At 38.2% G+C, this 26,239-nt stretch carries 24 protein-coding genes and 1 tRNA gene; 8 read left to right on the top strand and 17 right to left on the bottom strand.

The annotated features are described in order from the left end of the window. Positions 1-10: 10 nt before the first annotated feature. Positions 11-637: a flavodoxin family protein gene (locus HRJ06_RS07280; RefSeq protein WP_174731086.1), complete on the top strand. Its 627-nt coding sequence runs from the start codon at positions 11-13 to the stop codon at positions 635-637. Between the two features lie 60 nt (positions 638-697). Here HRJ06_RS07280 and HRJ06_RS07275 read toward each other — a convergent pair whose 3' ends face one another. Together HRJ06_RS07275 and HRJ06_RS07270 are read right to left on the bottom strand one after the other, a co-directional pair. Then, on the bottom strand, positions 698-1,777 hold the full coding sequence (locus tag HRJ06_RS07275; protein ID WP_174731083.1) for a cytochrome-c peroxidase: 1,080 nt from the start codon (positions 1,775-1,777) through the stop codon (positions 698-700). A gap of 136 nt (positions 1,778-1,913) precedes the next feature. Continuing rightward, positions 1,914-2,522, bottom strand: coding sequence for a methyltransferase domain-containing protein (locus tag HRJ06_RS07270; RefSeq protein WP_174731080.1), 609 nt, complete (start codon positions 2,520-2,522; stop codon positions 1,914-1,916). A 256-nt stretch (positions 2,523-2,778) separates the two neighbouring features. Between HRJ06_RS07270 and HRJ06_RS07265 the strand changes: the two genes are divergently transcribed. After that, positions 2,779-2,931 carry a hypothetical protein gene (locus HRJ06_RS07265; RefSeq protein ID WP_174731075.1) on the top strand — a complete coding sequence of 51 codons (153 nt, stop codon included), beginning with the start codon at positions 2,779-2,781 and terminating at the stop codon, positions 2,929-2,931. 252 nt (positions 2,932-3,183) lie between these two features. On the opposite strand, the gene HRJ06_RS07260 is transcribed toward HRJ06_RS07265, so the two are convergent. Then, positions 3,184-4,350, bottom strand: a complete 1,167-nt coding sequence (locus tag HRJ06_RS07260; protein ID WP_174731194.1) for a TraB family protein — start codon at positions 4,348-4,350, stop codon at positions 3,184-3,186. A gap of 778 nt (positions 4,351-5,128) precedes the next feature. Continuing rightward, positions 5,129-5,734, bottom strand: coding sequence for a TetR/AcrR family transcriptional regulator (locus tag HRJ06_RS07255; RefSeq protein WP_174731072.1), 606 nt, complete (start codon positions 5,732-5,734; stop codon positions 5,129-5,131). A 178-nt stretch (positions 5,735-5,912) separates the two neighbouring features. Here HRJ06_RS07255 and HRJ06_RS07250 point away from each other — a divergent pair, with 178 nt between their 5' ends. After that, positions 5,913-6,686: an SDR family NAD(P)-dependent oxidoreductase gene (locus HRJ06_RS07250; RefSeq protein WP_174731068.1), complete on the top strand. Its 774-nt coding sequence runs from the start codon at positions 5,913-5,915 to the stop codon at positions 6,684-6,686. Between the two features lie 222 nt (positions 6,687-6,908). Here the strand turns inward: HRJ06_RS07250 and HRJ06_RS07245 are convergent, their stop codons facing one another. The 9 genes from HRJ06_RS07245 to HRJ06_RS07200 all read right to left on the bottom strand — a co-directional run bounded on the left by HRJ06_RS07245 (position 6,909) and on the right by HRJ06_RS07200 (position 16,714). Beyond that, entirely contained in the window at positions 6,909-8,081 is a 1,173-nt protein-coding gene (locus HRJ06_RS07245) for a TolB-like translocation protein (RefSeq protein WP_174731065.1), read from the bottom strand. 1,415 nt (positions 8,082-9,496) lie between these two features. Beyond that, positions 9,497-9,727 (bottom strand): hypothetical protein, encoded by a 231-nt coding sequence (locus HRJ06_RS07235; RefSeq protein ID WP_174731059.1) that lies wholly within the window; start codon positions 9,725-9,727, stop codon positions 9,497-9,499. Positions 9,728-9,898: 171 nt separating this feature from the next. Beyond that, positions 9,899-9,970 (bottom strand): SHOCT domain-containing protein, encoded by a 72-nt coding sequence (locus HRJ06_RS23665; protein ID WP_422392719.1) that lies wholly within the window; start codon positions 9,968-9,970, stop codon positions 9,899-9,901. A 257-nt stretch (positions 9,971-10,227) separates the two neighbouring features. After that, positions 10,228-11,139 carry a cytochrome c oxidase assembly protein gene (locus HRJ06_RS07225; RefSeq protein ID WP_174731053.1) on the bottom strand — a complete coding sequence of 304 codons (912 nt, stop codon included), beginning with the start codon at positions 11,137-11,139 and terminating at the stop codon, positions 10,228-10,230. Positions 11,140-11,588: 449 nt separating this feature from the next. Beyond that, positions 11,589-12,416 (bottom strand): prolipoprotein diacylglyceryl transferase, encoded by an 828-nt coding sequence (lgt, locus tag HRJ06_RS07220; RefSeq protein WP_174731050.1) that lies wholly within the window; start codon positions 12,414-12,416, stop codon positions 11,589-11,591. A 248-nt stretch (positions 12,417-12,664) separates the two neighbouring features. Next, entirely contained in the window at positions 12,665-15,097 is a 2,433-nt protein-coding gene (locus HRJ06_RS07215) for a heavy metal translocating P-type ATPase (protein ID WP_174731047.1), read from the bottom strand. A gap of 168 nt (positions 15,098-15,265) precedes the next feature. Next, positions 15,266-15,670 (bottom strand): MerR family transcriptional regulator, encoded by a 405-nt coding sequence (locus tag HRJ06_RS07210; protein WP_174731044.1) that lies wholly within the window; start codon positions 15,668-15,670, stop codon positions 15,266-15,268. Between the two features lie 184 nt (positions 15,671-15,854). After that, complete coding sequence (locus tag HRJ06_RS07205) at positions 15,855-16,112, bottom strand: DUF2933 domain-containing protein (protein WP_174731041.1); 258 nt, start codon at positions 16,110-16,112, stop codon at positions 15,855-15,857. A 529-nt stretch (positions 16,113-16,641) separates the two neighbouring features. After that, positions 16,642-16,714: transfer RNA gene (locus HRJ06_RS07200), tRNA-Val, on the bottom strand. A gap of 221 nt (positions 16,715-16,935) precedes the next feature. On the opposite strand from HRJ06_RS07200, the gene HRJ06_RS07195 reads away from it, so the two are divergent. Beyond that, complete coding sequence (locus tag HRJ06_RS07195) at positions 16,936-17,169, top strand: WYL domain-containing protein (protein ID WP_174731038.1); 234 nt, start codon at positions 16,936-16,938, stop codon at positions 17,167-17,169. Between the two features lie 223 nt (positions 17,170-17,392). Here HRJ06_RS07195 and HRJ06_RS07190 read toward each other — a convergent pair whose 3' ends face one another. The 3 genes from HRJ06_RS07190 to HRJ06_RS07180 form a co-directional block, all read right to left on the bottom strand. Further along, entirely contained in the window at positions 17,393-19,348 is a 1,956-nt protein-coding gene (locus HRJ06_RS07190) for a TRAP transporter permease (protein ID WP_174731035.1), read from the bottom strand. After that, positions 19,341-19,865 carry a DUF1850 domain-containing protein gene (locus tag HRJ06_RS07185; protein WP_242035151.1) on the bottom strand — a complete coding sequence of 175 codons (525 nt, stop codon included), beginning with the start codon at positions 19,863-19,865 and terminating at the stop codon, positions 19,341-19,343. The genes HRJ06_RS07190 and HRJ06_RS07185 overlap by 8 nt, the downstream gene beginning before the upstream one ends. 160 nt (positions 19,866-20,025) lie before the next feature. Then, positions 20,026-21,048, bottom strand: a complete 1,023-nt coding sequence (locus HRJ06_RS07180) for a TAXI family TRAP transporter solute-binding subunit (protein ID WP_174731032.1) — start codon at positions 21,046-21,048, stop codon at positions 20,026-20,028. A 205-nt stretch (positions 21,049-21,253) separates the two neighbouring features. On the opposite strand from HRJ06_RS07180, the gene HRJ06_RS07175 reads away from it, so the two are divergent. The 3 genes from HRJ06_RS07175 to HRJ06_RS07165 all read left to right on the top strand — a co-directional run bounded on the left by HRJ06_RS07175 (position 21,254) and on the right by HRJ06_RS07165 (position 23,051). Next, positions 21,254-21,973 (top strand): alpha/beta hydrolase, encoded by a 720-nt coding sequence (locus tag HRJ06_RS07175; protein ID WP_174731029.1) that lies wholly within the window; start codon positions 21,254-21,256, stop codon positions 21,971-21,973. Positions 21,974-22,113: 140 nt separating this feature from the next. Next, a complete protein-coding gene (locus tag HRJ06_RS07170; protein ID WP_174731026.1) occupies positions 22,114-22,626 on the top strand; it encodes a YjcG family protein in 513 nt (170 codons plus the stop codon). 2 nt (positions 22,627-22,628) lie between these two features. Further along, the gene (locus HRJ06_RS07165) at positions 22,629-23,051 is read left to right on the top strand and encodes a GNAT family N-acetyltransferase (protein WP_174731188.1); all 423 of its coding nucleotides are present in this window, start codon (positions 22,629-22,631) and stop codon (positions 23,049-23,051) included. 144 nt (positions 23,052-23,195) lie between these two features. Here the strand turns inward: HRJ06_RS07165 and HRJ06_RS07160 are convergent, their stop codons facing one another. Beyond that, positions 23,196-23,474, bottom strand: coding sequence for a hypothetical protein (locus HRJ06_RS07160; protein WP_174731023.1), 279 nt, complete (start codon positions 23,472-23,474; stop codon positions 23,196-23,198). A gap of 242 nt (positions 23,475-23,716) precedes the next feature. Between HRJ06_RS07160 and HRJ06_RS07155 the strand changes: the two genes are divergently transcribed. Next, positions 23,717-26,008, top strand: coding sequence for a UvrD-helicase domain-containing protein (locus HRJ06_RS07155; protein WP_174731020.1), 2,292 nt, complete (start codon positions 23,717-23,719; stop codon positions 26,006-26,008). Positions 26,009-26,239: the final 231 nt, after the last annotated feature.

Raw genomic sequence — 26,239 nt, 5'->3', positions numbered from 1 at the left:
GGAATTTCTTATGCCTTTAAAAGCACTAGTACTAAACTGTACACTAAAACAAAGCAACGAACAGTCAAATACCCAGGCACTCATTAACCATGTTGAAAAGATTTTTGAAGAAAACGGAGTAGTTACAGAGAATCTAAGGATGGCAGATTTTGACATTGGTTATGGGATTACAGCTGAATCTGTTAACGAGACAGACGAATGGCCTGGCATTTTCGAAAAAGTAAAAGATGCAGACATTATCATTGTAGGATCGCCTGTTTGGCTGGGACAACAAAGTAGTATGGCGACAAAAGTTATTGAGCGGCTTTATGGCGGCAGCAGTCTAACGAACGAAAAAGGTCAATATTTATTTTACAACAAGGTTGGTGGAGTTGTTGTCACCGGTAATGAAGACGGAGCTAAACAAGTTTCCCGCTCTCTGATTTATGCTTTATCCCATATAGGATTCACCATTCCTCCCAATGTTGACACCTATTGGGTAGGTGAAGCTGGCCCAGGTGCCTCATTTATAGAAGCTAATGGCCAGCAAAATGAATTTACAATGCAGCATACCAAAATTATGGCCCATAACTTAATTCATTTTGCCCGTTTACTTAAGGAGAATCCAATCCCTGCTAAAGGAAACGTAGTAAAATAAAAAAGGGTGTATGGTAGCAGATATGCTATTCGTGCACCCTTTTTTTATACTATTTTTGACTTAATCCGTTCCGGGTAAAACCGGTTTAGTGAAGATTGGCGGCTCTCCGCCTAACACTTGAAGAAATGATAATAAATCGGCTTGTTCATCTTCTGAAAGATTTAATGGACTCATAAATTGCTGTATGAAAAAGCTTGTATTAGGGTGGCCGTCTCCGCCCCGGTTATAATATTCAATTACTTCCTCAAGCGTTGCCAAACTGCCATCCCGCATATAAGGTGCGGTGTGTGTAATTCCATAAAGTCCAGGCGTTCGCATTCTGCCTAAGTCCCCTGGTTCACCTGTTACTGCAAAACGGCCTTCATCCTTTGTATTAATACCGATATTGTAATAGTTGTTATCTGAGAGATTCTGACCATTATGGCAAGTACTGCAAAAGGCTTTCCCAGTAAACAAATCCAAGCCCTTAATCTCCGCCGCAGTTAAGGCATCCGTTTCGCCCAGAAGAAACTGGTCATAGGGAGTATCCTTGACAACTACTAATCTTTGAAAGGCAGCTAATGCTTTAGAAATATTCTCTTCGGTAATCCCTTCATCAAATGCTAATAAAAATAGGTCTTCATATCCTTCAATCCCTTTTAACTCTTCAATCAATTCATCCAGTGGCTGATTCATCTCATCAGGATTTTCAATCGGCCCAAGAGCTTGCTCTTCTAAAGAAACAGCCCGTCCATCCCAAAATAGACTGGTATAATAACCAGAGTTAATAATCGTCGGACTGTTTCTGGCGCCCTCTCCCCCGGAATACTTGTCAAAAGTCTGCTTATTATCGCCATATCCCAATGTAGGATCATGACAAGTCTGACAGCTGACTTCATTGTTACCTGAGAGGCGCGGATCAAAAAATAAGATCTTTCCCAATTCTATTAGTTCGGGGGTCATGGGAGTATTCTCTGGGATTTGAACATCACCGAGCGGAACAAGTGCACTGTTACTTCTCAATCTTTCGATGGTCCCCTCAAGGTTACCTTCAACTGAAGCCCACCTTTCCTCATTCCCTTCGTGGGGAACAGCCTCTTCATCACCTGAACAGCCCGCTAAAGCGGCACATAATAAAAAGCCAAGCAATCGTTTTTTCATAAAAGAACGCTCCTCAAATGTCTTTCTCAATTCTTATATTCATTATAATTTGAGTTCTTTTAATAAAGATGCTTGTATTGTGAATAATTTATTAAAGGTTCAGACGTTAGAAAGAGTGATTAAAAGTGAAGTATAACTAATATCCCAAATGATAGATTAAAAACCTCTCATTTGAATCGTGATCATACAGCTCTGGCAAGACAACTTCCTTATGTAATTCAAATACGGTACTGTTTTCCAAATAATAGATATATTCTTCTGATGGATAATATAGAATTAAATCTACTTGCCGTTTCGAATTTTCCACTGATATCAATATATTGTTCAAAATTCTTATGAAAATCGGTAAGGAGAACGGATTAAAAAAATAAAAGCGATTTTCCAATGGTTTAATCTGATATTCCTCAGCCTTGCAGCAGTGAAACGTAATTTTATCCTTGTTCTTCTTAGTTATCTTCAGGTAACTGTCCCGATTAATAATGGCTTCTTTAACCAATACCTCGTTGAGTTCAATACCGGTAACTTCAGCATTGAATAAATAATTAATATAGAATATTAACCTGCCTTTTCCCGAACCAAAATCAACAACCCGGTCACTTGCATCGAGTGCATATTTATCAAACAATTTCCCGAGTGCCCAATAGGGAGTTGGCTCATAGCGATGATAGTGTAAGGTTTTACCGAATCCAGCTTGCTTCTCTTCAGTTTTTATATTAAGTCTTTCATCAAACTCATGCTCTTTCATGGATTCACTCCTGTTAAGAAGAATTAAAGCCTAGTTTGTTTAATAGTAACCAATTTCCAAGGAAAGAACACTTTATTTTTTAATGTGAGAAGTTTTGATTTCTGTATTTATTCCCTTTCCCCAAAAAAGAGTTTAAACTTCTTCTCCCGCAGGTATAGATAAATATAAACAGATTGTAGAACGATTAGTAACTTTTTAATAAGAGGAAGGAAGAAAGTGAAACCCTCTAACCTAATAACAGGAGGTGTACAAACCGTTGAAGAAGGCTAACCTTATTCCAATCAAACAAGGAGAAAAGGTCCTTGAAGTAACTTCAGAGCATATTAAGACATGCTCAGCTTACGGAGCGATCCATCTCTACAGTACCACCTACTACCAGCTTCCCTCTCATGAATGCACCTCTGCCTAATTCGGTTTAGTCAAATTTAATCTTATTAAAAAGGCTGCAATCATTTGTTAACATGATTGCAGCCTTTTAAAGAAAAGAGCAAGCGCACGACTGAGATAAACAAATCATGAAGAGCGGAAGCAATTCGTTGTTGACTTATCGTATGGAAACGGGCAAAGGCGCTGGAATCAAACACCCTATCAATTTCTAAACGCCAAAAAAGATGAAACCGATTAGATTTCATCCTTGATATATACTTTATTAATTCTAGGTTTATAAGTTTTCCAAAAACACTCTTATTACATCTACTCCGCCAATTGCTGTCCCAAGTGTGCTTCCGAGGTTTGCCAGCACTACAATCAGCAAAATTCGGCTAACTTTATTTCTCCAAAACCCCTTTACGCTAAAGACATCCTCTGTAAGATTCTCAAAGTCCTTTACACTTGGGCGTCGGATATAAGCCTGTACAATCCCAGCGAACCAGCCAGCTGCAAGAAGCGGATTTAGTGATGTGATTGGAGCAGCTATAAATGCTGTTAAAATTGTTAGCGGATGACCCATGGCGATCGCTGCTCCGATTGCTGATAAGGAACCATTCCACAGGATCCAGCTGATGGTCTGGGCAAGACCGGCTGATGGATTTGCATAAAAAGTATAAGCAATAACCGCCACTATAAGGATTGGTATTGACCAGCCAATGATTTTTGGAACTTTAGATTTTGGCGGAAGGGCTGTCAGACGCTTCATATCTTGTTCCTTTTTAATCTCTTCTTTTATTCCCGGTACGTGGGCTGCACCGAGTACCGCGACAATTTTATCTCCCGGTGCATCTTTAATCTTTTGTGCAAGGTACTGGTCACGCTCATCAATTAAAGGCACCTTTAAGCGCGGAAATGTTTCAGTAAACTCGTTCAGTATGGTATTTATCGTATCCTGATTTTTCATTTTTTCTAATTCTTCTTCAGATATGCTGTCCTTGCTGAAAATGCCGGTGATAATCTGGCTTAGAAGGAGAGCCTTCCCTTTCAAGCCGATACTGCCCCATATCCTGGAGAACGTTATTTGAATATTTCTGTCGGCCAATACAAGAGTTGCGCCCGTTTCCTTAGCAGATTCAATTCCTTGAATCATCTCCTGGCCCGCTTTAATACCGAATTGCTTTGCCATGCGGTTTTGAAAAGAAGAAATAGCTAGATTCATTAAAAGTAAAGAAGCTTTTTTTTCTTTTATAATCTGAATTATATCCATTTCCTTCCATTTGCTGCCTTCCGTGATCGATTTATATCTTTGTTCATCCAATTCAACACAAACAGAATCTGGTTTTTCTGCTTCAATAACCTCTTTGACCTGCTCTGCACTGTGCTTTGAAACATGCGCAGTCCCAATCAGTATGTATTCCTTGCCGTTTAGCTCAATTCTCGTTATATTCTCTTCCATTATGATACCTTCCTTTAACTAGACCGATCCCTGTGTCCAGTCCCTATTAAATGTTTGATAAACTAAACATTTATAATTAGTTTCATTTGTTCATTATACCATGTTACAAAGAGTAAATGCTTAAGGAAGAGAACGTTTATTCATCACTTACTACCCGAAAGAGCTAATGAGCCTAGAGGCATTTTCTCCCTTTATAAAATAACAGGACAAGCCTCTTGCTCTAAAACCTGCACGTCTGTTCTTAGGTTGTGAAATGTAATTATCGAACTTATTTTAGCGAGTAGGGGTCACAGTTTAGTTATGGATTGATCTACAACACACCGGTACGGTTTTAACCCTTGTCGCTGAAATAATAGGATTTATACAAAAAAGGGCTGCGAGTAAAAACTAGCTAAGCTTATCTACAAAGCATCCATAGTTAAAGAAGGATCCTCAAGGCTCCTCCTTCTTTAACTGATATTCCCATTTGATAACTATGAACAACTGTCCCCTTTATCCAGCTCAACAAGATAATTTGGAAACATCTTTATTAAAAGTAAGAGCAGTTAACCTTATACCTTTAGAAAGCATTAAGTATGGTCCAAGGCTTTCTTTCATGTCGTCTAGGCCCAATAGCGGCTTGGATGCACACTAGTGGCATTCCCTTTATAACCACATGGGCTACAAACGTATGTATCAATGTGTGAAGAGTAACTAATTTCTGAACTACTTGGAGTATTTTCAATATCCAGTTCAAATAAAGTTATAATAGTATATAATGTTGGCGTTTGTCATCCTAGCTTCATCCTTTGTTCTTTCTAATATATATTTTGGGTGTATAAAAGGTTAATATATGTATAAGTTGCTCTCCCATATAAGATGAGGATTGTGCAAAATCATTTTCAACCCATTCAAGAATCAATCCAATAATACCATGTATACGATAGGTGCTAAAAAGTTCGATATCAATAGCAGGATCTATTTCAGTAGTTAAAAATTCGAATTCTTCTCTGAATAACTTGGCCAATCTTCTTGTCATTTTCTCATAAAAATTGTAGTTTGTTGTTGGTTGTAACATAAGCTGATAGAATTTTTTGTTTTCTAAGAAATGATCGAATAAGATAATTGAGTTTGAAGGTATTGTATTTAAATCAACGACTGATAAATTGAGATATGGTTTTCGAAAAGCTTCCGTCATTTTCTCTAACATCTCTTCAATAATTTCATTCAGTAAATCTTCCTTCTTTTCATAATGTGCATAAAAGGTGCCACGATTGAAATCTGCAGCAATTACAATCTCAGTTATAGTAATATCACGTAAACTTTTCTCTTCCATTAATGATAATAAAACTTCTCTAAACTTCTCTTTTGTTCTTTTTACACGTCTATCGGGGTGATGAATGGACATTCTAAAGCTCCTTCTAACACTTTTAACGCACAATATCGATACTTTTGTTGATTATCATACATTTTTATCATTATTGCATATTGAAGCCCTCTCATACATGTTTTATGCTTAAAGTGTTCCTTATATCTCGAAATCAAGATATATTCCAATGTATACTAAACAAAAGGAGGAATACAAAATGGCAAGATTTGATGGTAAAGTAGTTATTGTTACAGGTGCAGCAGGTGGCATCGGGAAAGAAGTCGTAAGAAAATTAGCAGACGAGCAAGCGAAAGTTGTACTTGTTGATTTAAATGAAGATGCTATCAAAGCTGTTCAAGCTGAGCTTGGTTTAACAGAAGAAAATAGCTTAGTGGTAAAAGCGGACGTTTCTAAAGAAGAAAATGTTAAAAATTATGTAGATCTAGCGGTTTCTAAATTTGGACGCATTGATGGCTTTGTAAATAACGCAGGCGTTGAAGGTCCAGCTAAACCACTTGAAGAGGTGACAGAAAAAGATTTCGATTTCGTTTACGGTATTAACGTAAAAGGCGTACTTTTCGGTCTAAAATATGTATTACCGGTCATGAAAGCACAAAAATCAGGTTCAATCGTCAATACTTCATCAATAGCCGGTTTAATCGGTTCACCAAGCATGGTTTTATACAACTCTTCCAAACACGCTGTGATGGGTATTAATAAAGTTGCCGCATTAGAAGCAGCTGAATTTAACGTTCGTGTGAATACAGTAAATCCAGGTGTAATTAATACACAAATGATGCGTAATATTGAAGAAAACGTTGCACCAGGTGCAGCAGAAGCCGCACAGGCAGCTTATAACGATGCAGTACCAATGAAACGCTACGGTGAACCTCAAGAGGTAGCTAACGTAATAGCATTTTTACTTTCTGATGAAGCTTCCTATGTAAGTTCATCTTCATACACAATTGATGGTGCTTTATACAACGTATAAGGATCACATGGAAGTCTGGACGTGGTTTCTTCAAGGTGGAAATTCTCATAATTAGAACGCACGAATGTCGACAAACAACATTCGTGCGTTTTCCTTTAAACTAACCTGCCTCTTAGCTTTATAAAGATCAAAAAAGGAGTTAACACTTCCTGGCTTGACGCAAAGAAAGAGAGCCCCTTTTTAAGGCCCTCCCTCGTGAAAAAGATAAAAAGATAGATATCTTCAAGGTTTTCCAGTCGGATTCAAGAAGACTGGAGCAGAATCAACGTCCTTAACCCATATACACTCTTGTCCAGTTAACCCTTCCTTGATCCAAATATTACGTTGCATATTACTTGAATCCGTTCGCAACCAAGTAAGGTAAGGTCCAATAACTTGAGGTTGTTCATCAATTTCATTATCCTGTGGAAAAGAAATTTGTTTTTGTTCCTCTGTTTTTATATTAATAGCATAAAGTGCGGTAAACATCGTTGGTACAGGTCCTTCATCCCATTCCTTGTTTTCTTTTGCACGAGCTACCACCACTTCTTCTAGGGAGTACCACTCCAAATCAAGGTCAACATACCCTTTTGGTGTATACTCTTTTTCCTGTCTGGAAATTGGAATGTCTGCAACCGTGGTTTTTTTGTTTTCCACGAAAAACCTTCCTTCACCTGAAATATAGGCTAATTGATTCGTTGATGGTGCCCACTTCATCCAATCTTTGTATCCCAACATTTTTCCTACAACCTGGAATTCTTTTCCTTGTAACGATAAGACACATATTGTATTGCTGTCCATTGACCAGGAAGCGGTGGGAATCAATAAAAAGCTAACCCATTTTCCATTGCGACTCCACTTGAAATAATCCGCGATGATTCCAAACAAATCAGGTTCTTTTGTTTGAATGGTATAAAAAGGCTCCATTTTATCAGCAGCCAGATTGGCATCAACGGATATACTATATAGCGGTATTGGTCCCCAACCAGTAGGACGTAAACTGGATTGTGAGGAAACGATAAATTCTTTCCCTGTTGGGAACCACTCAAAGCCACTAACCCCCAAAGAGACATTTTCAAACCCCTGGGGACGACCATTCTTTGTCTTGGTCACATTCAGTAAACCTTGGTCTGTGTAGGCTAATTGATTTTTGGTAGGTGACCATTTAAAGTCAGATGTTACAACTCTAATATATGGCTGGTAGTTTTCTTTTTCTTTAGTATCATAAATGAATAAATCAGATTTTTCTCCTTTTTCATCTCCATCAATATATCCAATAAACCGACCGTCATAGGACCATTTTGGAGAATATACATATTTATCTTGCGTGATCTGAATTTCCTGGTCTCCCTTTTTGATCCATAATTGATGATTACGGGTAAATGCAGCAGTAAGTGGGGCATTAGCACTTACCATTATTGAAAAGTGAAGGAAAAGGAAAGTTAGCAGAAACAATATACGAAATCCCAAGAATCTCCCTCCTTTTATTAGGATGTCCTAATATTGGTTTGAAGACTCTTACAGGATTTTTTTGAAGAACAACCTCCTATTCAACTTGCCCATTTGTCTTTGATCAACGGTAATTGTGGATCAACATTTGTATCCTACATATGTGTTACTTAATTCAAAAGATTTACCTGATGTATCAATAACTTCTAACGCATTGGAATGCAGTAAGACTGGGTCTTGAAACCACAATTCAATGGTAGTTGGGTTCATTTTCACTTTTGCTTCACCTTCAGGGGGAAATAATCTTATGATAAAAACTGTTACAATACTTGCCACGAAAAAAACTCTTATTAACCTCATCACACTTCATACTCCTTATAGGGTTTAAGACCAATAAAGATAGAATGATATCATTGCAGTATATAAAAATAAACCTATTAAAGCTGTTTTTAACCCTTTGTAAAGATCTTCTTTTTTTCTAGCCCATTGGTCAATTTCAAAGCCATATGTGATTAGTCCAAATAAAGTGATGGGGAAGATAAGCACAAGTGAGTACAGCAAAATCTTAAAGAAACTCCCAAATTCTCCGTCGAGAAGAATGGTAAGAACCCAGAGTAACTATAAAAAACGGGATCAAGATAAAAAGATAATAACTATAAAAGCACCCAAAGTTTTACTATAAAAAGAACAATATTTTTGTTCACCCAACACTCTTATTAACTTGACCAAGTATGATCTGAAAATAATAATCCCCAAACAAAGTCGTGATTCCTATCCCTATAAACAAGCCTATAATCCTTCCACTCCCTATTAAAAAGAGGCTCTTTACCCAATCTTCCTTTTTTAAAAAAATGAACTAGTATATTAAAAGAAGAAGGTTAATTAATAATTGACTTTGTGTCAGCAAGGAGACTACACCTAACCATATTGGCTTCATGTAAAAAGAGCTACCTGTATAAAGATCCCACAAATAATCGTGACCACTTGTAAATAATCTATATATCCATTCTAAATTCATATAGTCCAGCTTTCCATGACTCTTATTTTAAAATTCCGTTTTAATTACTTGCTATATTCAGTAACCACTAGCCCAAAAGGCTTGTTATCCATTAATTTCAAGAATAAAACCGCACCGTCTAGGTATAACCTGGACCCCTCCGTTGAGATTAAGGTCACACGAAGAACGTTATCATCCGATGGTGATTAAGGTAAGGATGAAAAATCGAAAGCGGTTTTATTCGAAGGGGGTAGTTTACTAGTCGCTTAACGCTGGACGTCTACTCAACTGAAAGTTATCTAGTATTTTATAATTTCCTAGACCAAAATAAAAAGGCCCATAGGAAAGGCCTTTTTCCATTGCATTATAAACGGAGTATACTACATTAATCGGAAACATTATTGCTATCTTCATTAGAGGATCCCATGACATCTCCACAAGCTTTCATCATTTTTTGACCTTCCGGGGAATTCATAGCCTCCATCATGTTCATCATTCCGTTTCCATTCATCATATTGCCCATACCTTTATCTGGATTTTCGGCATACGTAAACTGTCCTACTACTAAAAGGGCTGCCAAAGCAAAAGATGAAACAAAAGCTATTTTCTTTTTCAATTTGCTCCTCCTCCTTTCTATATCGTTACCCACAGTATAGACGGTAAAATTGATGAAACTGTGGAGATTATATATTTTTCATAAAAAAATGAAAGGAACTCAAAAGGTGGCTCCTCTCATTCTAGTTTGTCCCTATGTTTTCATATGAAAAATATGCAAGAAAAGCAAATTTCATTTTAATAAGATCTTCTTTTTTTGCTCGAACTCTTCTTCACCGATTTCACCTTTAGCAAACCGATTCATTAATATATCTACTATTCGGTTGTGGATTGTGTACATAAATCGCATGTAAAGGAAAAGGTTCATGGCCTTAATATTGGCGCGGATGATTATTTAGTAATATGATTAACTGGAAATTTCCATCATTTATTTTTTTAGAGCTTCTTTCCATTCTCGGCCTCATCATTATTAAAATAGGGGCTAAATGAATCTTCAACAAGTTCCTCATATTCCATTCATCATCAACAATAAGAATTTTATCTTTCATAAGTAATCACTCACTATCCCTCATTTATAACTGGTACATATTCTTCCTTAGTGTGTTCCTTTTTTGCCCATATATAAAAGATATACCCGATAATCGATCCGTAAATGAATTCTTGTACCACTTTCATGATGATCCCACCGGTTTGTTGATCTTCTACTGGACCTAAATAAGCAAATAATTGAGGAGCATTTGAGTACACTTCATACAAAGGTTGATCAGCAAAAATAATTAATGCACAAGCCGGAGTTAATAAAATACCCGCACCAAATATATATCCTAGTTTCTGTAAAGGAGAAAGTGTGTCTAATTCATCAGCAACAGGAAATAAAGGGATCCACATTATAAACGCCGTAGCTGTTAAAACCAGATGGGTTAAGTTGTGATAAATAGTGTTTGAAACTATTGCATCAAAAACGACTGGAATATGATAAAGGGAAAACAAAATATTAAATAGCAATAATGAAACTAGTGGAACTTTTGTTATTGATAGAATTTTATATTTTAAACCAACTTTTATAACAGATTGAATCATCCATTTCTCGAGTCCCCTTAATAGTAAAGGTGGCATAACGATATAAACTAAAGACTGGGTCAGCATGTGAGCACTAAATAAGAAACTGTCACCTAAAACATGTAATGGAGTCCCCAATGCAATATAAAATATAATCAACCCACTTAAGAAAGAAAGTTTTTTCATTCTGGAAACAGGGGTAAAGTAATCATTATTTCTTCGATTCTTGTTAATAATAAAGATATATAGCATAAAAACTGCAAGAACTCCTACTAATAATCCTGGGTTCCAAAGCTCAAAAAAGGAATAATCATGTAAACCACTTTTCTCTTGTCCGCTATGCGCTGAAGCACCCGTTGGTACTAAAAGGAAAACCAGACCAGAAATCGCTAAATAAATTTTATAAAATGACATGTTCGCTCCTCCACACTCTTTTGATTGGTTACTTGTTCTTATACCTTAGAGTGGTGTTTCTTTGTATTTATTTACAGTTTCAACCATAAAATCCTTATAATACGGCTAAAATACCCAAAGGTAACAATCATTTTTGTCTTCTAACCAATCAATCACATCACATTTTCCTCGTTACTAATAACCATTCTTTAGAATTATAGACGATAAATATGAAGATTCTGTGATGGAAAAATAACTTTACCATTTTTTCAACATTTTCTAAAAAATTATAAATACCTAGTCATTTGATCTGGGCAAACTAGATTGACAATGACTAACAATGTCACATATTAATCGTTTTCTTGATAACAAAACCAAAAAAAACGAGCACGTGGCTACCTTAGTGAAACTACTCGAGACTTTTCGCTTTTTAATTTAAGTGATCTTTCTCATACGACCATCTATATTGCTTAGCCTTGTATTCCGTAATAAAGTAGTAAAGAAGTGACCATGAGTAATAACACAGATAATCCAGTTTTAATGTACTCCTTTTTGGAGATTGGTTTGAGATTATTAACTAATCCACTTTTCTTACGTAATCTTATTATAAAAATGGTGATAATAATCCCAATTAGACTCATTATATGACTTACACTAATCTGGCCAACTACAAGCGGGTTAATTCTAGAAAATTCTACTATCCCTCGAATAGTTAAGTAGCCGATTAGATAATGAAGAAAGACTTGACCATTGTATGAAGGTCTTATCAAGCGCAACAATAGATATCCAAATAAAAGATAGTTCAGAATAAACTCATAGGCTTGTGCCGGATGCAACAGTTCCCCGCCTCTTTCAATTCCCCATGGAAGTGCACTAGAGAGGGGTCCACCAAACACGTCACAGCCTATTCTACTTATTCCTTGTGCCAAAATCAGGGCAGGAGCAACCACATCTAATGTTTCCCATATCGGCAATTTATGTCGTTTTAAGAATAGAAAGCCGACGAATATTCCTCCTGCAATTCCGCCATGAATGGATAAGCCGCCATTATGGATAAAGAAAATATCCATAGGGTTGGCAAAATAATAGGAAGGATTATAAATAAGAATATAGAGGATACGAGCTCCTACAATTCCTCCGAAAAATGAATAAATCACACCGTCCATTAATAATTTATGGTTCATCTTTCTACGTTTTGCTTCTCTAATAAATAATAGAAGTCCTGCTAACACACCTATACCGATCATTAAACCAAAAAGATGAACCGTAAAAGGACCAAAACTAAAAAGGGGTTTCATTAGATTTCCTCATTTCCTTATAATATTAGTAGAAATAATTCCCTAATCATGTTCCTCAATCATAAACACAACCCCCAATTATACATGGTGAATATAGATTTTTTGTGAAGAATAAAAAGTATTTTGTTAAAACTAGAGTTTTATATTCATATAAAGAAATGCTCATGCCTCTGTCGGATTAAATACCTACCAGAAACATGAGCGATCCCTTTATAAAACAATAGATTTAACATAAACATTGCGGTCAGTTAGACTGCTCGGACTGGTTTCCATCTCCGCAGGAATAAGGTGTTGGTAACAACGGATACCGAACTAAATGCCATTGCCGCACCGGCTAGTACGGGATTAAGTAGTCCGATTGCTGCGACTGGTATAAGAATCGTATTGTACGCAAATGCCCAGAATAGATTTTGTTTTATTTTACGCATTGTTGCCTTAGATAAGCGTATCGTATCAACAATTCCCATTAAATCACCCCGCATTAGGGTTACATCTGCAGCCTCTATTGCAACATCTGTTCCTGTACCAATCGCAATGCCAATATGTGCTGCAGCCAAAGCTGGGGCATCATTAATCCCATCACCAACCATTGCCACCACTTTTCCTTGCTGCTTTAGTTTCTCCACTTCAGCAGACTTGTCTTCTGGAAGTACTTCAGCCAACACGCGATCAACTCCTACTTGCTTAGCAATCGCTTCTGCAGTACGTCGATTGTCACCAGTTATCATCGCTACTTCTATGCCCATTCCTTTTAATTGTGCAATCGCTTCTGCTGATGTTTCTTTCACAGTATCAGCAACGGCAATCAAGCCTGCAAGTTCACCGTCAACTGCCATAAGCATAGCCGTTTTACCTTGTCCTTCTAATTCGTCCATTTGATTGATTAATGACTCAAATACAATACTTTGTTTTTGCATTAATCTTTTATTTCCGATGTGAATTTTTTTATCATCCACTTTTACTTCAATACCATGACCTGGAATTGCATTAAATACAGCAGGATCGCTTAAGGAAATGCCTTTTTCTTTAGCCCTGTTGACAATCGATTCGCCAAGTGGATGCTCCGAACCTCTTTCTGCTGAACCTGCTAATCGAAGCAATTCATCTTCTTGAAAGTTTTTCGTTGTAATAATATCAGTTACTTCGGGTTCACCCTTTGTAATGGTTCCAGTTTTATCTAAAACCACCGTTGTTACACGATGAGCACTTTCTAAGTGTTCCGCTCCCTTAATAAGAACGCCGCTCTCTGCCCCTTTTCCTGTTCCAACCATTACAGCTGTTGGTGTTGCTAAACCAAGTGCACACGGACATGCAATGACTAAAACAGCAACGGCACTAATAAGAGCAGGGGTAAATCCTACTAAGAAATAGGTGATTCCAAATGTTACGAACGCAATAACAATAACAATTGGGACAAAAACGCCTGAGATTTTATCAGCCAACTTCTGAATGGGTGCTTTTGAACCTTGAGCCTCTTCCACAAGTTTAATAATTTGAGCCAACGCAGTATCTTTTCCTACTTTCGTTGCCTTAAACTTAAATGATCCATGTTTATTAACTGTAGCTCCAATAACAGAGTCACCGATATTTTTACTTACTGGTAGACTCTCACCTGTAAGCATGGATTCATCGATTGTACTGCTTCCTTCGACAATCTCTCCGTCTACCGGTATTTTTTCTCCTGCTCTCACGAAAATGACATCGTCCACTGCTACTTCCTCGATTGGAATGTCTTTTTCTTCTCCATCACGTATGACTCGAGCTGTTTTCGCCTGTAATCCCATTAAATTTTTGATGGCATCTGATGTTTGGCCTTTTGCCCGAACCTCTAAAAGCTTTCCGAGAATGATTAACGTAATAATGATGGCTGCCGCCTCGAAATAGAGTCCAGTATTCGCCCCGGTTATCGTAACAACTAAACTGTAAAAGTAAGCAGCAGATGTTCCTAATGCTACAAGCGTAGCCATATTGGCACTTCCACCTCTAAGTGCATTATAAGCATCCTTATAAAAGTGGCCACCCACATAAAATTGTACGGGTGTTGCTAATAAAAATTGAATCCATGGATTTAAATGATATTGAAACCCTACATTAAACCCATACTGAACCTGCAAATCTGAAATCATTTGCGGAAGAAACCATATGGATAACAAAGTTCCTAGTAAGAACTTATTCCTTTGTGTTTTATATTCTTTCTCACGAGCTTCTTTTTCTCTATCTGCATTGGCGTCTCCTGCCACCTTAGCACCATACCCTGCTTTTTTTACAGCTGCAATTAGTTGATCTACATTTGTTTTACCTGGACTATATTCAATATTTGCTTTTTCATTTGCAAGGTTTACATTCGCATTGATTACACCATCAACCTTCTTAATTCCTTTTTCTATACGAGTCGCGCATGCCGCACACGTCATACCCGTTATGGCTAATGTTGTTTTTTCTTCACGAACCTCATAACCAGTCTTTTTTACACTACCCATTAATTGCTCAACAGAAGTCTGAGTAGGATTAAAAGAAACTGTAGCCTTTTCAGATGCAAGGTTTACGTTTGCTTTGCTTACCCCATCGATTTTCGAAAGGTTTTTTTCTATTCGGGTTGCACATGCTGCACATGTCATCCCTTTGATCCCTAATGTGACCTGTTGCTCCATTATGTTACGAACTTTGGCATTTTCACTCATTATATATATCCCTCCTTAAGTAACATTTTAGTTTTAGCTACTCTTGTTAAGAGCATCGTCATTTAAAATAAGGTTGATATTTTATTACCCATAGTACACAATATGCCTTCATTATTATTATCTAATTGGGTGTTTTATATCGTAAGTTCAGCACCTATATGTTTTCGTTCACTTGTGATTGGTCAGATCTTGAATAATTGGGCACTTACTTGAAGGTACACCAGGACCTGGACATTCGTCCGATAGTTTTTGTAATGTATTCTTCATTAGGAGTAAATCATCGATTTTCCATATAATTTCTTGTATTTTCTCATAAGTAAACTCTTTTACGATTTGTGCATCGTGTCCACCTTCTGATATTCTCAACAGCTGCAGAATCTCATCAAGTGTAAACCCTAGCTCCTGTGCTCTTTTTATAAACCTAATTCTGTCTACGTACTCTCCTGAATAGATCCTATAGCCTTTTTCTGTTCTTGGCGGTTCAGGTATTAGGCCTCTTTTTTCGTAGTACCGTACTGTCTCTATGTTAATAGCAGCTTCATTCGCTACTTTACTAATTGATAAACCTTCCAAGAGAATCCCTCCCTTCTCAACTATTATAAAGTCTGTACCTAGATACAGAGTCAACCCTAAAATACTTTTTCTTTTCTCTGTATGACAAACTAGTCATATATTATTAACTTACTTTTATGAATGAATGTTATAAAAGACTTGTAATTGACAAAAAAACGAAGGAACAATTCCCTCGCTGTGAATTTTAACTATTTTGAGCTTTTTTTAGATCAATAACGTTTGTTTCATCACTTTTTGGATTTTTAATATTCTCAATTTCTTGTGTTAACTTATGGTTTTGCTCCATAATATCTGCCATTTTAATTTGTAACGATTGTAAATCTGTTTGATTTGTTTGATTTGTTTGATTTGCTTTTGATGCTTTGTTTCCAAAAAACATACCTTTCATACACACCAACATCATGAGTGGACATGCTAGTAATAATAAAAGTTCCCAGCTCACATCCCATACCTCCTCGTTTTACTTATTTTCATTATAGACAGGGAATTTGATGAAAGTGTGAAGATGAACAAGTTTTTTTAATTTTATTATTGGGTTCAACTCATTGAAAATCTCCACAGAATTCCCTTCGTTATCCTCTTGATTTTAACGCATTTCAATTTATAGAATGGGTGATGGCTAATTAATTATTAAAACTGGAAAAGAACCCTCACCCTAAGCATTGGATAATCGAAAAAATCACCACTATCAGAAGGCTGTTTTTAAAAAATAATGAAACCCACTTTAAGGAAGATTCAATAGCTAAAAATAGTTACTTATAGCAGGAATCAACTTTATTCATGGATAAATTGGCTTCTTCAAATAATTTCAAAGTGCTGCGATTTAAATGACAACCATCACAAATCTTATGAGGTGGACAATATTTCCCAAAGCTTAGTGATTAAGGAAAAAAAGCGTGACCAAAATGTGACCAAAACAAAAAAAGCCCGAATCCTTTGATAAACAAGGGATTCGGGCTTTCTAACAAGTATGATTCCGACTGGGTTCGAACCAGCGACCCCTACCCTGTCAAGGTAGTGCTCTCCCAGCTGAGCTACGGAATCGATTATTTGCCTTTTATTAAAGACATTTATTAATATACAGTCTTTCTAAGAAATTGTCAATAAAATTTTGGTCACATCGAAGGCTATAAAAGAAGATTTTGGTGAATCAGAAACAGGAATCTTACACTAAATCAACAAGAACGAATGTTCTTAAAATAGTTGCATAAGGAACCTATGTTCGCATATCATATCATTAAGAATACTTAAAGGGTGATCGACTAATGAATGGCCTTCTTAACAAGTCAATTGAAAACCATAAACCAATTGAAATGATCTATATGGCTGCTAACGGGGAAATCACCCAGCGCAAAGTAATTGGCAGAGAATTAAAAGGCCAATATTTCGTTGCCTATTGTTGCCTCAGGCAGAAGAACCGTACCTTCAAAACATCTAACATCCTCTCCGTACTTCCAGTGAAGCAAACTCAAACTGACATGCTCCAACAAATCATTTAGAAAATACCCTGGAACAAAATGCGAGAGCGCCAGTTACACTGAAACAGGTAAAGGAAGACACAAGAGCGGAAGCAATCCGATTTATACTTTAACGCAGGCAGGCAGGTGGTCATAGGCTGCTGGTTGTTGGATTTGGATACATACACCCATCTGATTATCCACCACTAGAACTATTTATAACTCACCTTAACGAAAAAAAGAAGCCCTTTTGAGGGCTTCTTTTTTAGTTAGCTGTCTGCGGTTTTGCAGGATGGTCTCTTTTTATAAAGTACTGAAGGGCCACTAAGCTTACAAACATGATAAGACCAATTATATCGCTCATACCCTCAGGATAGATAAGCAATAGGCCCGCTACCAATCCTAGGATTCTTTCCCACCAGTAAAGCTTCCTCATCCAGAACCCAATAACTCCGGCACCGATTGCCATCATTCCGGATAAGGCCGTAAAGACCACCCAAATCAAGTAAGTCCATGTTGTATCGATCATCAATAATTCTGGCGATAGCACAAACATATAAGGGATAATAAACGCGGCAATCGCCAGCTTTGCCGAGTTAACCCCTGTCTTGATAGGTTCTCCACCCGCTACCCCAGCCGCAGCAAATGCCGCTAATGCTACTGGAGGCGTGATATCTGCGATAATTCCAAAATAGAAAACGAATAAGTGTGCAGATAAGTCTGGGACACCGAGTAAAATAATTGCCGGCGCCGCAATTGTAGAGGTGATAACATAGTTTGCAGTTGTTGGAGATCCCATCCCCAGGACAATCGCTGCAACCATGGTCAGCATTAAGGTTGGTATAAGGGCACCGCCTGCAAGATCAAGAAGGCCATTGGCAAGCTTTAAACCCAAACCTGTCTTTGTTACAACACCAACAATAATCCCGGCAGCAGCTGTTGCTGCTGCGACTCCTAGTGCTGTTCTCGCTCCATCAACAAGAGCGTCAATCATGTCCCTAAAGCCAATCCTTGTGTCTTTTCTAAAGGCACTGACAACAATGGCAATAAGAATCGACCATAATGCTGCTCTCATAACACTCATACCGCTCATCATAAAGATGATGACGGCCAGAATCGGAAATAACAGATATATTTTTGATAATACTTCTTTTCTATTTGGAATTTCATCTTTCGTTAAACCGCGGAGGCCTATTCGCTTTGCCTCAAAGTGAGTCATGATCCATACCCCGGCAAAATATAATAGGGCAGGAATTGCTGCTGCTTTAGCGATTTCCCAATAAGATATGCCGCCGATAAATTCTACCATTAAGAAAGCAGCTGCTCCCATGATTGGAGGCATTAGCTGACCGCCAGTTGATGCAGCAGCTTCAACTGCTCCGGCAAATTCCTTTTTATATCCTAACTTTTTCATCATCGGAATCGTAAACGAACCGGATGTTACAACGTTAGCAACAGAACTGCCGCTAATCGTTCCCTGTAGTGCACTTGAAAAGATCGCAACTTTTGCCGGTCCGCCTACCCGCTTCCCAGCAAGAGAAACAGCTAGATCGTTAAAATACTGACCGACCCCTGTTTTCACAAGGAAAGCACCAAATAATAAGAACAGGAAGATAAAAGTTGCTGAAACTCCCAATGGTGTTCCCAGGATACCTTCTGTTGTGAAAAACATTGTCTGTACTAAACGGTCAAGCTCCAATCCTCTATGGGCAAGGAAACTAGGCATGTACTGGCCAAAAATGGCATACAGCAAGAACGTAATTGATATGATCATTATTGGAAGACCTACAGCTCGTCTGGTCGCTTCCAACACAAGTAAAATAGCTGCAAGCCCGATATAAAAGTCAAGTTCAGTTAAACGTCCTACCCTCAATACAAGATCATCAATCATGAGGGGCCAATAGGCGCCAACTGCTACTGCAATTAGAGCTAAGCCAATGTCATACCAAGCAACTTTATTTTTGACTCTATTTTTCTTCCTAGCCGGAAACAATAGGAAGATTAGAGCTAAGGCAAAACCAAGGTGTATTGAGCGCTGCAACTGGGCAGTCAATATTCCAAAAATGGATGTATATAGTTGAAACAATGAAAATGATAATAGACCAAAAAAAACAATCCAGCCAAAGATACCGTTTAATTTGCGGGTACTGGCTTCCGGATCATATTTTTCAAGAAGTGCTTGCTGTTCTTGTTGTGATAATGTTTCACTTTTATTACTCAAGGATGTTCACTCCTTCCATTCGCTGCAACAAGTTTATTTTTTTGACAATCACCCGGACTCTTGTTCCTGGCTCTATATAACTTGAGAGCGGATATTCTTTGTTTTTATATAGGACAGTATGGTTTGCCCTGACCTGTCCAACTCTCAGGTCAAAAAATGAAAATACACGATTCATATTTTTAATATAGTACTTACCCTCAATAACTTCAAATGTTTCTCCAGCTGAAGCATCGGCAGGCATCCCTACAGCAAAGTCTTCATATTGTAATTCGTATTGGCGAATACTTAAATCCTTAAGAATTTCATAGCTTTCGATTACATCTGATAAATGGATAGAGTGGGTATATTTAATTTTGAAAGTGTTCCCCTCTGATAGCGGAATGTAGGCAAGGACCTGCTCTGAGTCATGAAAGACGAGAGCCTCCTTGTTGGGAATGAGAAACATAAGGGCGATGAGTATAAGGATGGGGGGGATTAGTATAAAGCTTTTCTTCTTCCACTTCGAATTAAACTTCAAGTTAATCCCGCCTGTTCATAAGCCTGGTATAAAAGTGTTTAGATAGCCCGATTTCCAGCAGCACTTTCTAAAAGGTTTTCTCATAGACAAGTTGACCGGACACAAACCCAGGGGTCTGTGTCCGGCCAAGTAATCTTATCTTTTTTTGCCGCTTAGCTAACTATTCGGCCTTGATTCCTTGCTCGTCATAATACTTTTGAGCTCCAGGGTGAACGTCAATTCCTACACCATTTAGAGCTTTTTCAGCACTAATTAATTTACCTTTTGCATGCGTAACTTTGTCAAGGTTTTCAAAGATCCCTTTCGTGATATCGTAAACGACATCCTCAGAAAGATCATTCGCAACAACAAGCATTGCCTGAACGGCTACAGTAGGTACAGCAGCTGTTAGGCCGTATGTGTCAGCTGGAACTTCATCAACTGTGTAGTATGGATACTTTTCAATAAGTTCCTGTGCTTTATCATCATCAACAGGTACGATTACCACATCTTCTGTTGCAGCTAAGCCATCAACAGCACCAGTTGGTGTACCAGCTGTTACAAACGCTGCGTCAATGTTACCATCCTGAATACCTGCAACAGACTCATCAAATGAAAGGTCTTGTTTGCTGATATCATCAAATGTTAATCCGTATACTTCAAGAATTTGCTCAGCATTAGCAGCTGTTCCAGATCCTGGAGCACCAACCGAAACTTTTTTACCTTTAAGGTCTTCAACCGTTTTAATTCCTGATTTTGCAGTTGTTACGATTTGTATTGTCTCAGGATATAATGTCCCAATCGCACTTACATTATCAACAGCATTTCCTTCAAACATCAATTTGCCTTCTTTAGCATAAGAAGCAATATCCGTTTGTGTAAAAGCAATTTCTCCATTGCCATCTTTTAATGTTTGCATGTTCTCAGCAGAAGCACCAGTTGTCTCTGCATTAGTAGTTATTCCTGTTTCATCTTGGATGATATTAGCAAATGCGCCGCCAAGCGGGAAATATGTACCGCCAGTACCACCTGTTAAGACACTGATAAACTCTGGCTTTTCTTCAACAGCTTCGCCGCTATCTCCGCCGCCCTCGTTATTGCCTTCGTCTTCGCCGCCGGTATCATTACCGCCGCCGCATGCAGCAAGAAACATTGACAGAACTAGCATTAAAGCCGCCAATAATAGAAAATTCTTCTTTTTCATACTAAATCCCCCTTTAAATTTTCGGTATATACCGTTTAATATTACCATATTCGTTAACAGGATTGTCAAATTAAAGCCTATAATTAACCAACAAACTCCGTTTATTAAACATTTAACTCTCCCTTAAACAGCATGTCTAAAAAACATATGATAGAATTTAGGAGGATCGAACAAACAAGCAATCTTTGTACTGGAGGAATTATATATGAGCATCCCCAAGGGAAGAATTAGTGAGGTTACTTTATACAGCGAGGCGTTAAATGAGGATATAACTCTGTTAATTTACCTGCCCGCCTCCTTTTCCCCGCTATACAAATATACGGTGCTTATTGCTCAAGATGGCCGGGATTATTTTCAGCTAGGCAGAATTGCGAGGACTGCAGATGAACTGTTAGATGATGGACTTATCGAAAATATAATTATTGTCGGTGTCCCTTATAAAAATGTTGAAGATAGAAGGAAAAAATATCACCCAAAAGGGGAATTAAACAGAGCATACATTCGTTTTTTAGCTCATGAACTTGTCCCCTATATTGATAGAGAATTTCCAACCTATCAAATAGGAATGGGACGTGCATTAATTGGGGATTCATTGGGAGCAACGGTGTCATTAATGACAGCCCTTCTTTACCCTCATACATTTGGGAAAGTCTTACTTCAGTCTCCTTATGTTAATCTAGATGTCCTCACGGCTGCTGAGGAATTTCAAGAAGCTCAACTGTTAAGTATCTACCATGTTATCGGAAAAGGGGAAACTGACGTAAAGACTGGAGATGGACAGAAGGATTTCCTGACACCTAACCGCAAACTGGCAGAAATTATCACAGATAAGCAATTCCCTTACTTTTACGAAGAATTTAACGGAGATCACACATGGACCCATTGGCAGCCAGATTTAAAACGCGCTTTGAATCAAATGTTTTAATGAAAGGCTATTTTCTTTTAAAAAGGGAATACATTATATTATATTTAGAAAATTTGTTATAATGAACTATTATATCAGCTAGAAGTATTTTTCCTTCTGAGTCTATCAATGATTTTAAAAAAGATATTGGAGGTAATAATATGAAATTTGGAATAGTAATTTTTCCTTCAAAAAGAATTCAGGATTATGCAAACTCTTTCAGGAAAAGGTATGATCCGAACTATGCCTTAATTCCTCCGCACCTGACTTTAAAATCGGGTTTTGATGCAACCGAAGAACAAATCAGGGAGATTGCTGGAAAACTTGATGATATCTCAAGAAAACATGTTCCTGTCCGGCTAAACGTTTATAAATTCAGTTCTTTTTCACCTGTGAATAATGTTATTTACTTAAAGGCTGAACCAACTGAAGAACTGGACAACCTTCACCAGGACCTTGGTGCAGCTTTTGATATTGATCAAGAGTACAATTTTGTACCTCATATTACTATTGGACAAAATCTGTCAGACGATGAGCATTCTGATGTTTTTGGGACTCTCCGCATGACGGATGTTAAGTTTGAAGAAACAGTTGACAGAATCCACCTCTTATACCAGCTTGAAAATGGATCCTGGACTGTATTTGAAACATTTCGGCTTGGAAAGGATGCATAATGATTAACGTTAAAATCGTAGAAAACAATCAAGAATTGGAAGAAGCTTTTAGTGTTAGAAAAACAGTATTCGTAGATGAACAACAGGTACCGGTGGAAGAAGAAATTGATGAATTCGAAAATGACTCAACCCATTTCGTTTTATACGACGATAAAAGGCCTGCTGGTGCGGGGAGATTCCGTGTTCTCGACGCAATTGGCAAGGTTGAGAGAATTTGTGTCCTAAAGGACCAGCGAAATACTGGAGCTGGGAAAGCAATCATGGAAAAGATCGAGGAATATGCCAAGTCCGAGGGGCTTAGTGCACTTAAGCTAAATGCCCAGACACAAGCAATTCCTTTTTATGAAAAGTTGGGGTATGAGGTTGTATCCGAAGAATTTCTTGACGCAGGGATCCCTCATAAATCAATGAAAAAACAGATCTAGTAACGGAAAAGCCCTTTGCCAGTGGCAAGGGGCTTTTCGTATTCGGACTCTCAACACGCTTTTCCCTCTTACCCTGTCCGAATCAGCCTTATTTCCGTTCCGTAAATTCAAAGATCAATTAAAAAAGAAGCGCCACAGCCAGAGCTAAATGATCTCGCTGAAGTGCTTCCCTTTTCCTGTTATTTCCGCATATACTTTTTCTATTATGTTGTTATCCACCGAACGTTTACTTAGCATTACACTAGTGTGGCTGTGTCTTTTCTTTTCATCAACTTGCCCAGTTTGGTCATTTCCCTTTTGAACCGGCCTTTCTTTTTGAATTTTGGATACAGGGCTTACTGGTAGCAAGCCTGAATCATTTCCTGCCTCCCTCTCAGCATACTGGCTATATTGATAATGAGTAAATGGAATGATATACCCCATCTTGTTTCCTCCTCAATTAGAAATGTTTCCAGAACCTTCTCTTCAGCTTCTCTGCCTTTATAGAAGTATATGTATTGAATGTTTTTTCGTATCCGTTTTGGTCTTTTTATATATAATACGTAAGCTATAACAGTTATTTGCCCGTTGCTCGCTCTATTTAAACCGGTTTTGGCTTTTTTATAGAAAGTTCTTCTGTTATGATAAAGTTTGTCTTATTTTCCGGACGAAAAAGAGGGATTTCTATGAAAACAGCATTTAGAAAAAATAACATAATTGATTTGAATAAATCTGGGCGTGAACTGTTACAGCAGCTCTATGACGAAGGAAAAAAGGGACTTTTGTCTTGCCATTCCTGCAAAGAGCCCGTTCGTTTGTATTTAGGAATTCACGAAGAGCCTCATTTTTATCATCATCTTTCCAATAAACCTGCCTGTTTTACACCTTTAAAGGAAGTGCCTAGTTCTTCCCTACAGGCTGAGCAGGAATTTATTGAACAAAATGGATTTAGAATACCTAAATCCAGAAGCATTGGAACAATTGAAGCACCTGCAGCTTCTTTTAAGAAAGCTGAGCAGGTTAGGGTTTCGGTTCCATTCAACCCGCAGCCAGAACCCACTGAATTCGATGATAAAACCTATCTTCAAAGTCTTATATCAAAAGGGATACAATTGGATATAGCCCAAAAAAAGGCCATAATTTCAACTAAGGGACCACTTTTGGTTTTAGCAGGTGCTGGCAGTGGGAAAACAAGGGTGTTAACTGCCCGAACAGCTTATCTGCTAGAAGAAGAGAAGGCTGATCCCAGAAGCGTTATGCTTGTTACTTTTACAGCAAAATCTGCAGCAGAAATGAAAAACCGTCTCGCCCAATACCCAAACATGAGCCCTGCTACAGTAAACCGAATTATTTCCGGCACCTTTCACAGTATTTTTTATCGGATTTTAACTTTTCATAAGCCATCAGTTTGGGGTGGTGACAAGCTTATAAAAAAAGAGTGGCAAAAGCAGCAAATGGTTAAGGAAGCCGGGAAGTCACTCGGCCTAATTGATAGTGAGTTCGCCTTTGATTTAGCCTTGCAGCAGATTGGTTATTGGAAAAATTCGCTCATAACTCCCGGTTCTGTAAAAGCTCAAACACCATGGGAAGAACAAACAGCCTCCCTTTATAAGATGTATGAGGAAATGAAACAGCAGCGTGGCGTCTATGATTTTGATGATATGCTGACTGGCTGCTATGAATTATTCAAAGAGGATTCAGCTCTTCTGGAGGTCTACCAAAATCGATTTTCCTATTTCCTAATCGATGAATTCCAAGATATTAATAGAGTTCAGTATGAGCTTATAAAGATGCTTTCTGCAAAAAATCAAAATGTTTGTGCAGTCGGAGATGATGACCAGTCTATATACTCCTTCCGCGGCAGTGATCCCGGCTACCTTCTACAATTTGAGCAGGATTTTAAAGGGGCTGAAGTTGTTGTGTTGGAGCAAAACTATCGCTCTGGCCACGATATCGTTGAAACCGCTAATGCGATTATTTCGGCAAACAAAGTTAGGCGCCCAAAGAAAATGAAGGCACAGAGCTCCTGTCCAAGCCCGATTGTCTTTTACCCATACGACGAGGAAGAAGAGGCAACAATGATTATCACTGATATCCAGGAGAAAATAGAAAAAGGCGCGCGCCCTGCTGATTTTGCAATTTTGTTTCGAACAAATACATCGAGCCGCGCTGTGTTTGAACGGCTTGCTAATTCCAGTCTTCCATTTAAATTGGATCAGGATATGGAGTCCTTTTATGAGCGATTTATTGTGAAAGGCATATTGTCGTTTCTGCGCTTGAGCTTAAATGAAGATGATACGGGAGCAATAAAGGGTATTTTACCAGCCTTATTTATGAAACAAACTGTGTACCGGGATCTTCAGGCCGAAAGTATACTCCGCGACTGCTCTATGCTTGAAGCGGTTTCGGCCGTTAAAACAGGTTTTGCTTTTCAGGAACGAAAGCTTAAAAGACTTGTTCCGATCGTCCGATCGCTGAGCAAGCTTAGTCCTTTAATGGCCATTGAAGTGGTTGAAAGAGACCTTGGGTTTAGTGACTTTATTAAAAAGCGGGGCAGTGAAGGCAACATGTTAGAAAAAGGCTCGGACGATATCCGCGATTTAAAAGTGGCAGCCCGGTCCTTTCCTAATCTTATGGATTTTCTTGACCATGCTGCCCATATGACAGCAATGAATCAGGAAATTAAAAAGCTGGGCAAAACGAGAGTTGATGCAATTACACTTAGCACGATTCACAGAGCTAAGGGGCTTGAGTATGAGTCTGTCTATATTAGCAGCACAGTGGACGGAAGCCTGCCACATGACCATGCATTAGAAGCTTACAGGAACGGAAAAGAAGATGGCTTAGAGGAAGAACGCAGGCTTTTTTATGTAGCAGCCACTAGAGCCAAAGAAAACTTATTAATTTCTATTCCTCAAACTAGACGTGGCCGTAAAGCTTACCCTTCCAGATTCTTGGCGAAAATCAGCAGAAGCTGATGCAAAACTTCTCATCTAACAGTAAAGGATTAAAAGCGCAAGCGCCCGTTAAGCGACGTATGGACTGGAGGACACCAACTGAGATAAAGGAAACACGAAGAGCGGCAGCGATTCGATGTTGACTTATCATAGGGAGGTGACCGAAGTACACGAGTCGCTGGGCGCTGGAGCTGGATAGGATTAAAAGCGCAAGCGCCCGTAAGGCGACGTATGGACTGGAGGACACCGACT

This window comes from Mesobacillus harenae (genome assembly GCF_013343715.1).
GTDB classification, from domain to species: Bacteria; Bacillota; Bacilli; order Bacillales; family Cytobacillaceae; genus Mesobacillus_A; species Mesobacillus_A harenae.
Note: the sequence above shows the minus strand (reverse complement) of the source record. Positions and strands in the feature narration are given on the sequence as shown.